The sequence below is a fragment of the Pseudomonas protegens genome (genome assembly GCF_003732485.1).
Lineage (GTDB): Bacteria > Pseudomonadota > Gammaproteobacteria > Pseudomonadales > Pseudomonadaceae > Aquipseudomonas > Aquipseudomonas protegens_B.
On the sequence record NZ_MOAK01000087.1, the window covers coordinates 135,507 to 151,842 of the forward strand.

The 16,336-nt window shown below is 61.8% G+C and carries 12 protein-coding genes; 9 read left to right on the plus strand and 3 right to left on the minus strand.

Going from position 1 to position 16,336, the window contains the following annotated elements; genetic code table 11:
* The 5 genes from BLX41_RS30740 to BLX41_RS30760 all read left to right on the plus strand — a co-directional run.
* Window positions 1-2,663, plus strand: a 2,663-nt coding sequence (locus tag BLX41_RS30740) for a translocation/assembly module TamB domain-containing protein (RefSeq protein ID WP_259745414.1), incomplete at its 5' end; no start/stop codon positions are given.
* A 205-nt stretch (window positions 2,664-2,868) separates the two neighbouring features.
* The gene (locus BLX41_RS30745; protein ID WP_123727917.1) at window positions 2,869-3,342 is read left to right on the plus strand and encodes a MarR family winged helix-turn-helix transcriptional regulator; all 474 of its coding nucleotides are present in this window, start codon (window positions 2,869-2,871) and stop codon (window positions 3,340-3,342) included.
* Window positions 3,339-4,802: an efflux transporter outer membrane subunit gene (locus tag BLX41_RS30750; RefSeq protein ID WP_123727918.1), complete on the plus strand. Its 1,464-nt coding sequence runs from the start codon at window positions 3,339-3,341 to the stop codon at window positions 4,800-4,802. The genes BLX41_RS30745 and BLX41_RS30750 overlap by 4 nt, the downstream gene beginning before the upstream one ends.
* 15 nt (window positions 4,803-4,817) lie before the next feature.
* Window positions 4,818-6,017: an HlyD/EmrA/EmrK family protein gene (locus tag BLX41_RS30755; protein ID WP_123727919.1), complete on the plus strand. Its 1,200-nt coding sequence runs from the start codon at window positions 4,818-4,820 to the stop codon at window positions 6,015-6,017.
* Between the two features lie 68 nt (window positions 6,018-6,085).
* Complete coding sequence (locus BLX41_RS30760; RefSeq protein WP_123727920.1) at window positions 6,086-7,615, plus strand: DHA2 family efflux MFS transporter permease subunit; 1,530 nt, start codon at window positions 6,086-6,088, stop codon at window positions 7,613-7,615.
* Window positions 7,616-7,774: 159 nt separating this feature from the next.
* Here the strand turns inward: BLX41_RS30760 and lpxH are convergent, their stop codons facing one another.
* Both lpxH and BLX41_RS30770 read right to left on the minus strand, forming a co-directional pair.
* Window positions 7,775-8,527: a UDP-2,3-diacylglucosamine diphosphatase gene (gene lpxH / locus BLX41_RS30765; protein ID WP_123727921.1), complete on the minus strand. Its 753-nt coding sequence runs from the start codon at window positions 8,525-8,527 to the stop codon at window positions 7,775-7,777.
* The gene (locus tag BLX41_RS30770) at window positions 8,524-9,027 is read right to left on the minus strand and encodes a peptidylprolyl isomerase (RefSeq protein ID WP_016965727.1); all 504 of its coding nucleotides are present in this window, start codon (window positions 9,025-9,027) and stop codon (window positions 8,524-8,526) included. Before BLX41_RS30770 ends, lpxH begins: the two co-directional genes overlap by 4 nt.
* Before the next feature lie 269 nt (window positions 9,028-9,296).
* On the opposite strand from BLX41_RS30770, the gene BLX41_RS30775 reads away from it, so the two are divergent.
* Together BLX41_RS30775 and cysS are read left to right on the plus strand one after the other, a co-directional pair.
* On the plus strand, window positions 9,297-10,997 hold the full coding sequence (locus BLX41_RS30775) for a glutamine--tRNA ligase/YqeY domain fusion protein (RefSeq protein WP_123727922.1): 1,701 nt from the start codon (window positions 9,297-9,299) through the stop codon (window positions 10,995-10,997).
* An 18-nt stretch (window positions 10,998-11,015) separates the two neighbouring features.
* Complete coding sequence (gene cysS, locus BLX41_RS30780) at window positions 11,016-12,398, plus strand: cysteine--tRNA ligase (RefSeq protein ID WP_123727923.1); 1,383 nt, start codon at window positions 11,016-11,018, stop codon at window positions 12,396-12,398.
* Between the two features lie 148 nt (window positions 12,399-12,546).
* Here cysS and BLX41_RS30785 read toward each other — a convergent pair whose 3' ends face one another.
* Entirely contained in the window at window positions 12,547-14,397 is a 1,851-nt protein-coding gene (locus BLX41_RS30785; RefSeq protein WP_123727924.1) for a sigma-54-dependent Fis family transcriptional regulator, read from the minus strand.
* Between the two features lie 290 nt (window positions 14,398-14,687).
* On the opposite strand from BLX41_RS30785, the gene BLX41_RS30790 reads away from it, so the two are divergent.
* Together BLX41_RS30790 and BLX41_RS36825 are read left to right on the plus strand one after the other, a co-directional pair.
* Window positions 14,688-15,782 (plus strand): ABC transporter ATP-binding protein, encoded by a 1,095-nt coding sequence (locus BLX41_RS30790; RefSeq protein ID WP_123727925.1) that lies wholly within the window; start codon window positions 14,688-14,690, stop codon window positions 15,780-15,782.
* Window positions 15,782-16,336: ABC transporter ATP-binding protein (locus tag BLX41_RS36825; RefSeq protein WP_259745416.1), on the plus strand; the 555-nt coding region annotated here is incomplete at its 3' end. The genes BLX41_RS30790 and BLX41_RS36825, both read left to right, overlap by 1 nt.

Consider the following 16,336-nt stretch of genomic DNA (forward strand, 5'->3'; position numbering starts at 1 on the left):
CCAAGCTTGCCTGGCTGGATTTTCCCTGGCATCGCCTTTACCCATTGGTCGAAGAACCGGCCGTGGCGCTGCGCAGCTTCAATGCAGAAGTGGCCTATCGGGATGGCAACTACCTGGGCAATTTCAAGGGTGACCTGGATGGCCCGGCAGGCGCCTTCAGCCTGAGCAGTCCATTCAGCGGCGACTTGAGCAAGATCTTCCTGCCGCAACTCCAGCTCACGGCCGGACAAGGCAAGGCCCAGGGGCACCTGAACCTGCAGTTTGCCGACGGTGTGGCCTGGGATACGGCCCTGGAGTTGTCGGCCATCAACCCGGCCTATTGGCTGGCCGAGTTGCCCGGCACCCTGGCCGGCCCTTTGCGCAGCCAGGGGGAAATAAAGAACGAACAGCTCAAGGTCTCGGCCGACCTCGACCTCAAGGGGCGCCTGCGGGGGCAGCCGGCCGTGCTGCTGGCCAAGGCCGACGGAGCAGGGGAGCAGTGGAACCTCAGTGCCCTGGATATCCGCCTGGGGGACAACCGCATCAATGGCTCCGGTAGCCTGCAGCAGAAAATCGTCGGCCAGCTGGACATCAAACTGCCGCGTCTGGGCCAGCTCTGGCCGCAGTTGCGCGGGCAACTCAATGGCCGGGTAGATCTGGCAGGCACGCTCAAGGCGCCACAGGGCAAGGCGGACCTCTCGGGGCAGCAACTGGCCTTTGCCGACAACCGTCTGCAAAGCCTCAAGCTGGAAGCCACTCTCGACAGTGCACAACAGGCTCAGGTGGAACTCAAGGGCAGTGGGATTCAGGCGGGAGACACCCAGCTTGGCACCCTGACCCTGGCCGGCCAGGGCGATATCAAGAAACAGAAACTGCAATTGGACCTGCAAGGCCCGCTGTTGAAACTGGCCCTGGGGCTGGACGGCGCGCTGGATCAGGGCAACTGGCGGGGGCGCCTGGCCAGTGGCGATGTACAGACCGGCGGCCAGGACTGGAAGCTGCAGAGCCCAGCGAAGCTGGAGCGGCTGGCCAATGGCACCCTCAACTTTGGCACCCATTGCTGGACCAGCGGGGATGCCAGCCTGTGCGGCGAAGACCAGCGATTGATGCCCGATCCGAAGCTGCGTTACCACCTCAAGCGTTTCCCCATCGACAGCCTGGCGCAATGGCTGCCCAAGGATTTCGCCTGGAAGGGCATACTCAATGCCGAGGTGCAGTTGGACCTGCCGGCCAGTGGTCCCAAAGGCCAGATCCTGCTGGATGCCAGTGGTGGCACCTTGCGGGTCAAGGACAAGGGGCAGTGGCTGGACTTCCCCTATCAGGCGTTGAAGCTCGATACCCGCCTCAACCCGCGACGCATCGATACTCAGCTGCAGTTCAACGGCGGCAAGCTGGGAGAGCTGATGGTTCAGGCACAGATCAATCCGTTGCCCAAGAGCAAACCGTTGTCCGGGGAGTTCCGCCTCAGTGGTCTGGATCTGTCCGTGGCACGGCCGTTTGTGCCCATGGTGGAGAAACTCAGTGGCAATCTGAACGGCAGTGGCCGCTTGTCTGGCGGGCTGCTGGCGCCCCAGGTCAACGGCAATCTGCAACTCAGTGGCGGTCAGGTCTCCGGTTCCGAGCTGCCCATCAGCCTTGAAGACTTGCAGTTGAGCGCGCAGATCATGGGCGAGAGCGTGCAACTCAACGGTGGCTGGAAAAGTGGCAAGGCAGGGCAGGGCAGCCTCAATGGCAATATCGCCTGGGCGCGCGCCTTGGCGGTGGACCTGAGCCTCAAGGGCGCGCAGTTGCCCGTCACTGTCGAGCCCTATGCGGCGTTGGAAGTGGCGCCGGACCTGAAGATCTCGCTGCAGGACGACAAGCTGGCAATCGACGGCAAGGTGCTGATCCCCAAAGGGCAGATCACCGTACGTGAACTGCCGCCGTCGACGGTCAAGGTTTCCGATGACGCGGTCATCGTCGGCCAGCAGACCGACGAGGGCAAGAAGCCCATGGCCATGGCAATGAACATCGATGTGGAAGTGGGCCAGGACAAGCTCAGCTTTGCCGGGTTCGGCCTCACCGCCAACCTGCAGGGGCATGTGCACATTGGCGACAACATGGATACCCGTGGCGAGTTGTGGCTCAACGACGGTCGTTACCGAGCCTATGGCCAGCGCCTGACGGTGCGTCGTGCGCGGTTGCTGTTTGCCGGCCCCATCGACCAGCCGTACCTGGATATCGAGGCGGTGCGCCAGACCGACGACGTGATTGCCGGTATCCGCCTGAGTGGCAGCGCCGAGCAACCGGCGACGCAGATCTTCTCCGAACCGGCCATGAGCCAGGAACAGGCGTTGTCCTATCTGGTGCTGGGGCGGCCGCTGAGTTCCACCGGTGAAGACAACAACATGCTGGCCCAGGCCGCCCTGGGCCTGGGGTTGATGGGCAGTTCCGAGCTTACCGGCGGCATTGCCAAGAACCTGGGCATCCAGGACTTCCAGCTCGATACCCAGGGCAGCGGCAACAGCACCAGCGTGGTGGCCAGCGGCAATATCTCCGAGAAGCTCAGCCTGCGTTATGGCGTCGGGGTGTTCGAACCTGCCAGCACCATTGCCTTGCGCTACAAACTGAGCAAGAAGGTCTACCTGGAAGCGGCCAGCGGTTTTGCCAGCTCCCTGGACATCTTCTACAAGCGCGACTTCTAAGGTTCACCGTCAGAGGGGGGATGACCCCCTTCTTGTCCACACTACCTTTCTCCCATTGAACAAGACGCCCGCCGGTTTCAAACCGGCGGCGCTGCACCGTTTATCAAGCAAATAAAGAGCAAGCTAATTATTGCGTTGACATTGGCTGCCTAGGCAGTAACATCTCGACGCACACTCTCTGCCTAGGCAGCTAATTGGTGGTCAGATGAAGCATTTCGAACCCGACGACTTTCACAATTGCCATCTCGGCCTGCTGCTGGGGCGTGCCGCCTTGCTCAAGGACCGGATCATTGACACCCATATGGAACCCCACGGCATCACCGCCGCGCAGTTCAAGGTGCTGATCATCATGGCCCAGTTCGGTGTCGATACCCCGGCCGAGTTGTGTCGCCACCTGTCCCTGGACAGCGGTTCGATGACCCGCATGCTCGATCGCCTGGAACAGAAGGATTTTCTCGCTCGCAAGCGTTCGGAAGGTGATCGCCGCCAAGTGCAACTGGTGCTGACCGAAGAGGGGCAGAAGCTCGCCGATCGACTGCCTTACATCGGTGCCAATGCAATGAACCAGTTGGCGGGTGCCATCTCTCCCGAGGAGTTGCGCACCCTGGAACAGATTCTCAAGAAAATTTTGCTGGCAGCCGGTGACCCGATCACCATTCTGCGTTTAGGTGAAAAATGAGCAGTAAAACCTCGCGTACTCGCCTCAGCCTGGTGCTGTTGGCCATGAGCCTGGCCGGTTGTGCCAATTACAGTGGCCTGGATACCTCTGGCGTAAGCCTTGAGGCGAAAAGCCTCGCAGCTGGACAGTCTCTCAACGGTGTGACTTTGTCGCCGGCCGCCTGGCCACAAAGCGACTGGTGGAAAAGCCTGGGCGATACCCAGCTGGACGGCCTGATCCAGGAAGCCCTGCGGGACAGCCCGGACATGCAGATCGCCAGTGCCCGTGCCCATCAGGCCAGTGCTGCGGCCTATGCCGCGGATGCCGAGCGGATGCCGACCCTGGATGCCAGCGCCGGTATCAGCCGTTCGCGCCTGGCCCGTGACCAGGACCCGCTGGGGCAGGGCGGGGCCTATTCCACGGTGCGCAATGTTGGCGCCAGCTTCAATTACAACTTCGATCTCTGGGGTGGCCAGCGTGCGGCCTGGGAAGCGGCGCTGGGGCAGGCCCGAGCCGCTGAAGTCGATCGCCAGGCAGCGAGCCTGACCCTGGCCGCCGATGTGGCGCGTGCCTACAGCGACCTGGGGCGTGCGCATATCGTTTATGACCTGGCTAGCGAGGACCTCAAGCGTACCCGGCAGATGCTCGACCTGAGCCGCCGTCGCCTGGACTCCGGGATCGACAGTCAGTACCAGTACCAGCAGACCGAAAGCCTGGAGGCCAGCTCCCAGGCCAGCCTGATCGACGCCGAGAAGCAATTGCAGAGCGCGAAGATCGCCCTGGCCGTGTTGCTGGGCAAAGGTCCGGATCGGGCCGATGACATCTCCCGGCCCAAGGTCCTGCAAGCCAGCGCCGTAGCCCTGCCTTCGACGTTGCCCGCTGAACTGCTGGGGCGCCGGCCGGATCTGGTGGCGGCTCGCTGGCGAGTGGAAGCGGCGAGCAAGCACATCGATGCCAGCAAGACCCGCTTCTATCCCAACCTCAACCTCAGTGCGCGAGCGGGCACCGAGGCGTTGCTGGGCGATGCGCTGTTCGGTTCCGCCAGTCGTTTCTTCAGTATCGCGCCGACCGTCTCGCTGCCGATTTTCGACGGTGGGCGGTTGCGGGCCGACCTGGACGCTCGGGATGCCGATTACGACCTGGCAGTCGCGCAATACAACAAGACCCTGGTGTCCGCCCTGGGGGATGTCAGCGACAGCATCTCCCAACTGCGGGATGTCGGACGGCAGATCGTCGCCCAGCAGCACGCCACCGACATCGCTCAAGACTCCTACAACACCGTGGTCCAGCGTTTCGGTTCCGGGATCGGCAACTACCTGGACGTGCTGAGCATCGAGCAGCAATTGTTGCAGGCCCAGCGCCAGCTGGCCACGCTGAATGCTCAGCAGATCGACCTGTCGATTCAATTGATGCAGGCGTTGGGGGGCGGCTTCGGCGCCCAGAACCTGGCTTCGGCCAACCCAGCCCCTCAGACCAAATAATTCGAGGTATTTGTCATGGCCACTGCCGACACTCAAGCAACCGAAAACACCCCGGACACCGGCAACTCCCGCAAGCGTAAAGTCATGCTCCTGGGGCTGACGGCCATCGTCATCCTCGGCGGCCTGGGTGTGTTCGCCTGGCACGAACTCTATGGACGCTGGAATGAAAGCACCGACGATGCCTATGTCAACGGCAACGTGGTGGAGATCACCCCGCTGGTCACCGGTACCGTGGTCAGCATCGGCGCTGATGATGGCGACCTGGTGCATGAAGGCCAGGTGCTGATCAACTTCGACCCCAACGATGCCCAGGTCGGCCTGCAGAGTGCCGAGGCCAATCTGGCCCGCACCGTACGCCAGGTACGCGGCTTGTACAGCAACGTCGATGGCATGCGGGCCCAGGTGGCGGCGCAGAAGGCCGAAGTGCAGAAAACCCAGGACAACTTCAATCGCCGCAAGAACCTCGCGGCCAGCGGCGCGATCTCCCAGGAAGAACTGTCCCACGCTCGCGATGACCTGACCTCGGCGCAAAATGCCCTGGCCAACGCTCAGCAGCAGCTCAACACCACCAATGCCCTGGTGGACGACACCGTAGTTTCCAACCACCCGGATGTGCAGGCTTCCGCTGCGCAACTGCGCCAGGCCTATCTGACCAATGCCCGTAGCACGCTGATCGCGCCGGTGACCGGTTATGTGGCCAAGCGCACCGTGCAACTGGGCCAGCGGGTCCAGCCGGGCACTGCACTGATGGCGGTGATTCCCCTTGACCAGCTGTGGATCGACGCCAACTTCAAGGAAACCCAACTGCGCGACATGCGCATTGGCCAGCCGGTGGACATCGAGGCCGACATCTATGGCAGCGATGTGAAGTACAGCGGCACTATCGATAGCCTCGGCGCCGGTACCGGTAGTGCCTTTGCCCTGTTGCCGGCGCAGAACGCCACCGGCAACTGGATCAAGATCGTACAGCGCGTGCCGGTGCGTATCCACGTCAATGCCGATGAACTGGCCAAGCACCCGCTGCGGGTGGGCCTGTCGACCCTGGTGAACGTCAACCTGCGAGATCAGAGCGGTCCGGTACTGGCCCAGCAACCACCGCAAAAGGCTTCCTTCAGCACCAACGTCTATGACCGTCAGTTGGGTGAGGCCGATGCCCTGATTGCCCGTCTGATCCACGACAACAGCGCGACCATCGGCAAGACTGCCCAGCGCTGATTCGCCAATCCGTCAACCCTGGTTTCGTCTAGAGACCAGGGTGCCAGCCCAGTTCCAAAGGATTCGCGATGAGCAATAATGCGTCTTTCACGCCTCCCAGCCTGCTGCTGAGTACCATCGGCCTGTCTCTGGCGACCTTCATGCAGGTGCTCGATACCACCATCGCCAATGTGGCGTTGCCGACCATCTCCGGCAACCTCGGGGTGAGTTCGGAGCAGGGCACCTGGGTCATTACCTCGTTCGCGGTGAGCAATGCCATTGCCTTGCCGCTGACCGGCTGGCTGAGCCGGCGTTTCGGTGAAGTGAAGCTGTTTATCTGGGCCACCCTGCTGTTCGTGGTGGCCTCGTTTCTCTGCGGCATCTCCACGTCGATGCCGGAACTGGTGGGCTTTCGGGTGCTGCAAGGGGTGGTGGCAGGTCCCCTGTACCCCATGACCCAGACCCTGCTGATTGCCGTCTACCCGCCCGCGAAGAGGGGCATGGCCCTGGCGCTGCTGGCCATGGTCACGGTGGTGGCGCCGATTGCCGGGCCGATCCTCGGCGGCTGGATCACCGACAGCTACAGCTGGCCGTGGATCTTCTTTATCAATGTGCCGATCGGCTTGTTTGCCGCCTGGGTGGTGCAGCAGCAAATGAAAGCGCGGCCGGTGGTGACCAGTCGCCAGCCGATGGACTACATCGGCCTGCTGAGCCTGATTGTCGGGGTTGGTGCCTTGCAGATCGTTCTCGACAAGGGCAACGACCTGGACTGGTTCGAGTCCAACTTCATCATCGTCGGCACGCTGATCTCGGTGATTGCCCTGGCGGTGTTCGTGATCTGGGAGATGACCGATCGTCATCCGGTGGTCAACCTGCGGCTGTTCGCCCATCGCAACTTCCGCATCGGTACCATTGTGCTGGTGGGCGGTTACGCCGGGTTCTTCGGGATCAACCTGATCCTGCCGCAATGGTTGCAGACCCAGATGGGCTACACCGCCACCTGGGCCGGTCTGGCGGTGGCGCCGATCGGCATCCTGCCGGTGCTGATGTCGCCCTTTGTCGGCAAGTACGCCCACAAGTTCGACCTGCGCCTACTGGCTGGCCTGGCGTTCCTGGCCATTGGCCTGAGCTGCTTCATGCGTGCCGGTTTCACCAATGAGGTGGATTTCCAGCACATCGCCCTGGTGCAGTTGTTCATGGGGATTGGCGTGGCGCTGTTCTTCATGCCGACCCTGAGCATCCTGATGTCCGACCTGCCGCCGCACCAGATCGCCGACGGCGCGGGCCTGGCGACTTTTCTGCGGACCCTGGGGGGCAGCTTTGCGGCGTCGCTGACAACCTGGATCTGGATACGCCGGGCGGATCAGCACCATGCCTACATGAGCGAAAGCATGAGCACCTTCGATCCGGTCACCCGGGATGCACTGAGCAACCTCGGCGGTGCCAGCACCAAGGCCTACGCGCAGCTGGATCAAGTGCTCACCAGCCAGGCATACATGCTCTCGACGGTGGACTATTTCACCTTGCTGGGCTGGGTGTTCATGGGTCTGATTCTATTGGTGTGGCTGGCCAAGCCGCCGTTCGCCGCCAAGGCCGGCCCGGCGTCTGCGGGGCATTGATGCCCTTCGCCGGCAAACCAGCCCCCTTGTAGGAGCTGGCTTGCCAGCGAAGGCGTCCCCAAGGCTAATGCAAGGCCCAAGGCCCTCTTCGTCGGCAAGCCGACTCCTACGGTTGAGGAATCGTTGTAGGAGCTGGCTTGCCAGCGAAAGACGCGAAATTCAAGGCGAACCGGGCAGCGCCAACTGAGCCGGTACGAAATCGAATGCCGCCAACTGAAAGCCTTGCTCATCGACCTGCAATGCCCAGCCCTGTCGATCCCAATCCCCCAGCACGATGCGTTTGGCGGCTTGCTCGCCAATCTGCAACTTGTGAATCGCCGGGCGGTGGGTATGGCCGTGTACCAGGGTGTGCACGCCATGTTCCTGCATCACCCGCGGCACTTCGTCCGGGGTTACATCGACGATGTCGTTGGCTTTCATGCGGGTCTGGGCGCGGCTTTCATTGCGCAGCTTGCGCGCCAGCTTGCGCCGGGTGCGCAGGGGCAGGTGCCGCAGAATCCACAGGCTCAACGGATTGCGCAGATTGCGGCGCATGCGCATATAGGCTTCATCACGGGTACACAGGCTGTCGCCGTGTATCAGCAATACCGGCTCGCCGTAGAAGTCGACGACGCTGGGGTCCTTGAGCAGGGTGGCGCCCGCCGCCTTGCAGAAGGCCTGGCCGAGCATGAAGTCGCGATTGCCGTGCATCAGGAAGATCTGCGTGCCGCTGTCGCTGAGCTCGCGCAGTGCCTGGCATATGGAAAGCTGGTAGGGGGTCATGGCATCGTCGCCGATCCATACCTCGAAGAAGTCCCCGAGGATGTACAGCGCCTCGGCGGCGCGGGCGCGTCCACCGAGTAAATCCAGAAACGCCCGGGTAATGTCCGGGCGTTCCTCTTCCAGATGCAAATCTGAAATCAGCAGTATCACTCAATGATCTCGGCTTTCTCGATGATCACGTCTTCTGCGGGTACGTCCTGGTGGCCGGACTTCATGGTGGTGGCCACGCCCTTGATCTTGTCGACCACTTCAGTGCCGGCGATCACTTTGCCGAATACCGCGTAGCCCCAGCCTTGAACGGTCTTGCCGCTGTGGTTGAGGAAGCTGTTGTCGGCGACGTTGATGAAGAACTGCGCGGAGGCCGAATGCGGCTCCATGGTACGGGCCATGGCGACGGTGTACTTATCGTTGGAAAGGCCGTTGTCCGCTTCGTTCTGGATGCTTGGACGCTTGTCTTTCTTTTCTTTCATGCCAGGTTCGAAGCCGCCGCCCTGGATCATGAAGTTACCGATGACGCGGTGAAATACGGTGTTCTCGTAGTGACCGGCTTTCACGTATTCGACGAAGTTGGCCACGGTCAACGGGGCTTTCTCGGCGTTCAATTCCAGCACGATCTCGCCGTGGTTGGTGGTCAGTTTGACTTGGGTCATGGTCGGTACTCTTTATAAGGAGAAGCGTTTCAAGAAAATCCTGGGTGGCGGGGCACGCATGGGGTCCGCACCGATTTGGCCATCCTGCAGCCAAGGAGCGCAGTTTAGCGTGACCGCCACGAATTTCGAGGCTGTTTTTTCACTTGGGCACCATTAATAGCCGCAGTTTTAAAGCTGCGCTCTGTCAGGCACTTGACAGCATCGGCTATGATATCCGTTTTGATTTATCAGGCCGCACCTGGCCGCGCACTTGTACGTTCAAGGATCCTATGAGCAAGCCCACTGTCGACCCTACCTCGAATTCCAAGACTGGACCGGCCGTACCGGTCAACTTCCTGCGCCCGATCATCCAGGCGGACCTGGACTCGGGTAAGCACACACAGATCGTGACCCGCTTCCCTCCGGAGCCCAACGGTTACCTGCACATCGGTCACGCCAAGTCGATCTGCGTGAACTTCGGTCTGGCCCAGGAGTTCGGTGGTGTCACCCACCTGCGCTTCGACGACACCAACCCGGCCAAGGAAGACCAGGAATACATCGATGCCATCGAAAGCGACGTCAAGTGGCTGGGCTTTGAGTGGTCCGGTGAAGTGCGCTACGCCTCGCAGTATTTCGACCAGTTGCACGACTGGGCCGTGGAACTGATCAAGGCAGGCAAGGCCTATGTCTGCGACCTGACTCCCGAGCAAGCCAAGGAATACCGTGGCAGCCTCACCGAGCCGGGCAAGAACAGCCCGTTCCGCGAGCGTTCGGTAGAAGAGAACCTGGACTGGTTCGCTCGCATGCGCGCCGGTGAGTTCCCGGATGGTGCACGGGTACTGCGGGCCAAGATCGACATGACCTCGCCGAACATGAACCTGCGCGATCCGATCATGTATCGCATCCGTCACGCTCACCACCACCAGACCGGTGACAAGTGGTGCATCTACCCCAACTACGACTTCACCCACGGTCAGTCGGACGCCATTGAAGGCATCACCCATTCGATCTGCACCCTGGAGTTCGAAAGCCACCGTCCGCTGTACGAATGGTTCCTCGAGCACCTGCCAGTGCCGGCCAACCCGCGCCAGTACGAGTTCAGCCGTCTGAACCTGAACTACACCATCACCAGCAAGCGCAAGCTCAAGCAACTGGTGGACGAGAAGCACGTGAATGGTTGGGACGACCCGCGCATGTCGACCCTGTCGGGCTTCCGCCGCCGCGGCTACACCCCGGCATCGATCCGCAATTTCTGCGAGATGGTTGGCACCAACCGCTCCGACGGCGTGGTCGACTACGGCATGCTGGAATTCAGCATCCGCCAGGATCTGGACCAGAACGCACCCCGCGCCATGTGCGTGCTGCGTCCGTTGAAAGTCGTGATCACCAACTACCCGGAAGGCCAGGTCGAGAACCTCGAACTGCCGCGTCATCCGCAGAAAGAAGAACTCGGCGTGCGCCAGCTGCCGTTCGCCCGTGAAATCTACATCGACCGTGACGACTTCATGGAAGAGCCGCCAAAGGGCTACAAGCGCCTGGAGCCGAACGGCGAAGTGCGCCTGCGTGGCAGCTACGTGATCCGTGCCCTTGAGGCGATCAAGGACGCCGAGGGCAATATCGTCGAGCTGCGTTGCTCCTACGATCCGGACACCCTGGGCAAGAACCCTGAAGGCCGCAAGGTCAAGGGCGTGGTTCACTGGGTGCCGGCTGCCGCCAGCGTCGAGTGCGAAGTGCGCCTGTACGATCGCCTGTTCCGCTCTCCGAACCCGGAGAAGGCCGAAGACAGCGCGAGTTTCCTGGACAACATCAACCCTGACTCCCTGCAAGTGCTCACTGGTTGTCGTGCTGAACCCTCGTTGGGCAACGCACAGCCGGAAGACCGTTTCCAGTTCGAGCGCGAAGGTTACTTCTGCGCGGATATCAAGGACTCGAAACCAGGTGCTCCGGTATTCAACCGTACCGTGACCCTGCGCGACTCCTGGGGTCAGTGATTCAGTCAAGGAACTAACGTGCTAACGATCTACAACACGCTCACCAAGAGCAAAGAAGTCTTCAAGCCTCTGGATGGCAACAAGGTGCGCATGTACGTGTGCGGCATGACCGTGTACGACTACTGCCACCTGGGGCACGGCCGCAGCATGGTGGCGTTCGACCTGATCACCCGCTGGCTGCGCTTCAGCGGGTATGACCTGACTTATGTGCGCAACATCACCGACATCGACGACAAGATCATCAATCGTGCCAACGAAAACGGTGAGTCCTTCGAGGCCCTGACCGAGCGCATGATTGCGGCGATGCATGAGGACGAAGCCCGGCTGAACATCAAGAAGCCGGACATGGAGCCGCGTGCCACCGATCATATCGCCGGCATGCACGCCATGATCCAGACCCTGATCGACAAGGGCTACGCCTATGCTCCGGGCAATGGCGACGTGTACTACCGCGTCGGCAAGTTCATGGGCTACGGCAAGCTGTCGCGCAAGAAGATCGAAGACCTGCGCATCGGTGCGCGGATCGAAGTCGACGAGTCGAAGCAGGACCCGCTGGACTTCGTGCTGTGGAAAGCCGCCAAGCCGGGCGAGCCGAGCTGGGAGTCGCCGTGGGGCGCCGGGCGTCCGGGCTGGCACATCGAGTGCTCGGTGATGTCCACCTGCTGCCTGGGCGAGACCTTCGACATTCATGGTGGTGGCAGCGATCTGGAGTTCCCGCACCACGAGAACGAGATCGCTCAAAGCGAGGCCGCTACCGGCAAGACCTACGCCAACGCCTGGATGCACTGCGGCATGATCCGCATCAATGGCGAGAAGATGTCCAAGTCCCTGAACAACTTCTTCACCATTCGCGATGTCCTCGACAAGTACCATCCGGAAGTGGTGCGTTACCTGCTGGTGGCCAGCCACTACCGCAGCGCCATCAACTACTCGGAAGACAACCTCAAGGACGCCAAGGGCGCGCTGGAGCGTTTCTACCATGCGTTGAAAGGCCTGCCGAACGTGGCACCGGCCGGCGGCGAAGCCTTTGTCGAACGTTTCACCCAGGTGATGAACGACGACTTCGGTACGCCCGAAGCCTGCGCAGTGCTGTTCGAGATGGTGCGCGAGATCAACCGCCTGCGTGACAGCGACCTGAATGCCGCCGCCGGTCTGGCGGCGCGCCTGAAGGAACTGGCCAGCGTGCTGGGCGTTTTGCAGCTCGAGGCCGATGACTTCCTGCAGGCCGGTGCCGAAGGCCGGGTCGATGGCGCCGAGGTCGAAGCGTTGATCCAGGCTCGCCTGCAAGCCCGTGCCGACAAGAACTGGGCGGAATCCGACCGTATTCGCGATCAGATCACCGCCATGGGCGTGATCCTGGAAGACGGTAAGGGCGGTACTACCTGGCGTCTGGCTGACTAACCGCAGCCACGGCAAAAAACAAAACCCGCCCCGTGCGGGTTTTTGTTTGCCCACTTGCCGGCGATGGGGTCTGTCAATAGGGCCCAAGGCTGGTTGACGCCATCGCTGGCAAGCCAGTTTTTACCACGGATTACGGGGCTTGGGTGCATCAGTTGTCCACTTGCCGCAGCCGCTTGTAGAGGGTGTTGCGGCTGACGCCCAGGCGCCGCGCCAGATGGGAGATGTTGCCGCCCACGGCCTGCAGTTGGCGCTGCAGATCGGCCATGTCGTCCAGGTCCATGCGGCTGGCGGGGAGCGGGGTGGCGATGGGGGGCATCTCCAGATCGACAAAAAAATCATCCGGCAGATGTTCGGTCCGTACCGGCTGGTCCTCGGCCATGGCCAGGGCCACCTGGATCACGCTGCTGACCTGGCGCAGGTTGCCGGGCCAGGGGTGGCGTTCGAAAAGCTCCAGCACATCGCGGCTCAAGCCTGCCCATTGGCTGGGCTCACGGTGCTGCTCCCAGATCCGTTTGAACAGTGCCTGCTTGTCGCTGCGTTCGCGCAAGGGCGGCAGTTCCAGGGTCAGGCCGCCGATGCGGTAGTACAGGTCTTCCCTGAAACGCCCCAGTTGCACCTGTTCGCGCAGGGCGCGGTTGGTGGCGGAGATGATGCGCAGGTCCACCGGGAACAGTTCGCTGCTGCCCACCGGTTGTACGCAGCGCTCTTGCAGCACTCGCAGCAGCCGCGCCTGGGTCGGCAGGGGCATATCGCCAATCTCGTCGAGGAACAGCGTACCTTGGTCGGCGCTGCGGATCAGGCCGATGCTGCCTTTCTGATTGGCACCGGTGAAGGCACCTTTTTCATAGCCGAACAGTTCCGACTCCACCAGCTCGGCAGGGATCGCCGCACAGTTCACTGCAATCAGCGGCCGTTTACTGCGCGAGCTGGACTGGTGCAGGGCGGTGACGAAGATCTCCTTGCCGACCCCGGTTTCGCCGTGGATCAGCAGCGGAATGTCTTTTTCCAGCAGCCGTTCAGCCTGGCGCACGGCCTTTTCCACCCGGCTGTCGCCAAAATGCAGGCTGCCGAGGCTGATGGCTTGGTGGCCGGGCGCGGGCGTCGGGCTGGCGGTTGCGGCCGATACCCTCGCCTGGGGCGACGCCAGCAACGGTCGCTTGAGCAGGCAGTGGAAACGATTGCGCCCGCAGGCCTGTAGGGCAAAAGGCAAACCCTCGGGCTGGTTGAGCAGTTCCGGCAGCGAGACCTGGAACAGCTGTTCGATGCCGCCCCGGGACAGGCTGAGGCCCAGCAGATTGTCGGCACGGCGGTTGGCCGAGAGTACCTGGCCACTGTCATCGAAAATCAGCAGGCCGGCCCATTGGCTGTCCAGGTTGTTCAGGCCGGTGTTGAAGGTCATTTGGAAATACCGCCCCTGGAACAGGTTGAGGATCAGCCGGTTCTCCACCGTCTGGCTCATCATCTTGACCATGCCCAGGGTGTGGGAGGGCGGCAGGTAACTGTCGCTGGACACATCCAGCACGGCGATCAGCTTGCGCTCGGCGTCGAAGATCGGTGCCGCCGAACCGGTCATGAAGCGGTTGGCCTTGAGGAAATGTTCATCGTGCTCGATGTGCACCGCTTGGGCACAGGCCAGGGCGGTGCCGATGGCGTTGGTGCCGGTGCACTGCTCCTGCCAGTTGGCCCCAGCCTTGAAACCGCGACTCAGGGCCGGGTCGATAAAGCGCTGGGTGCCCCAGGACGTCAGCACCTGGCCCTGGTGGTCGGCGAGCATGATCAGGCAGTTGGAGTTGCTGAGGATGTTCTCGTAATAGGGCAGCACTTCCTGGTGGGTGGTGTGTACCAGAGATTGCTGGCTGTCCAGCAACTGGGCGATACCCTGGGCCGGCAACGGGTCGAAGGCCGGGGCGCTCTGATGCTCGAGGCCGAATGCCCGGCAGCGGTTCCAGGAGTCCTTGATGATGGTGTCGTGGGGCAGATTCGGGGCGGGGGAGCTCATGGCAGTCAGCCTCTGAAACGCTTTTTTGTTGTTGTTATGGGGCCTACGCCGGCAAGGAGGGCGGTGCCAAAGCGTCCATTGAGTGTTGTTCACAATTGTTCATTGTCAACCGAGCGGTTGTTCAGTTGTTCAGTTGAAACTGTTCATTTGTGTTCAGCACTGAAAATTGCTCGTGGGCGATTTTCGCCTAATTCGCAGCACATCAATGGTTTGGCAGGGAGCATGGGAACTGGCACGAAACTCGCTCTGCTGTCCCGGTCGCTTGACTCCAATAATAAAAAGGCCGAGCCATGTCATTAACGCTGGAGCACGTCAGTCGCGTCGTCGAGGGCCAGACCTGGATCGATGATGCGTCGCTGCGTTTTGAACCCGGATCCTTCAATGTCCTGCTGGGGCGCACTCTGTCCGGCAAGACCAGCCTGATGCGGCTGATGGCCGGCCTGGACAAGCCCGACAGCGGGCGCATCCTGATGAACGGGGTGGACGTTACCCAGCGCCCGGTGCGCCTGCGCAATGTGTCCATGGTCTATCAGCAGTTCATCAACTACCCGACCATGACCGTGTTCGAGAACATCGCCTCGCCACTGCGCCAGGCCGGGATGTCGACCGAGCTGATCCAGGGCAAGGTGCTGGAAACCGCGCAGATGCTGCGTATCGAGAAATTCCTCCAACGTCATCCGCTGGAACTGTCCGGCGGCCAGCAGCAACGCACGGCCATGGCCCGGGCCTTGGTCAAGGACGCCGAGCTGATCCTGTTCGACGAGCCCCTGGTCAACCTCGACTACAAGCTGCGTGAAGAGCTGCGCCAGGAGATGCGCGAGCTGTTCGAGGCGCGTCACACCATCGCCGTCTACGCCACTACCGAACCCAATGAAGCCCTGGCCCTGGGCGGCACCACCACCATCCTTCATGAGGGCCGCGTGGTGCAGAGCGGCAAGAGCGCCGAGGTCTATCACCAGCCGCAGACCATGCTGGCAGCCGAGCTGTTTTCCGAGCCGCCGATCAACCTGATGCCCGGGCGCATTGCCGGCAATGAAGTGAGCTTCGCCAATTTCGTGCACTTCCCGCTCAACGTGGACCTGCGGCCGATCGGCGAGGGTGAGTTCCGCTTCGGTGTGCGCCCAAGCCATATCTCGCTGGTGCCCAGCAACGACGACGACCTGGAGCTGGCGGTGACCGTCGAGGTGGCGGAAATCAGCGGTTCGGAAACCTTCCTGCACGTGCGTAACGAGCACTTCCTGCTAGTGCTGCACCTGCCTGGCGTCCACGAGTATGACGTCGACGCGTCGATCCGCATCTACATCCCCACCCACAAACTGTTTGTCTTCGATGCCCGGGGCTACTTGGTCCAGGCCCCGGGACGGCGTGTCGCGAGGGTCGCCTGATGGCCGAAATCCGTTTGCAGAACCTCGCCCACAGCTACAGCCGTCACCCGGCCGCGGCCGAGGATTATGCGATCCGCGAGATGAACCATGTGTGGGAGCAGGGCGGCGCCTATGCCTTGCTCGGACCGTCTGGCTGCGGCAAGTCGACCCTGCTCAATATCATCTCCGGGCTGCTCAGCCCGTCGCAAGGCCAGGTGTTGTTCGACACTCGAGTGGTCAATGACCTGACCCCGGAGAAGCGCAACATCGCCCAGGTTTTTCAGTTTCCGGTGGTCTACGACACCATGACAGTGTTCGACAACCTGGCCTTTCCCTTGCGTAACCAGGGCATGGCCGAAGCGAAGATTCACAGCAAGGTGCAGGAGATTGCCGAAGTCCTGGATTTGCAGGCCCTGCTGAACAAGAAGGCGCGCAACCTCAGCGCCGACGAGAAGCAGAAGGTTTCCATGGGCCGTGGGCTGGTACGCGACGACGTGTCGGCGATCCTTTTCGACGAACCACTGACGGTGATCGACCCGCACCTGAAATGGAAACTGCGGCGCAAGCTCAAGCAG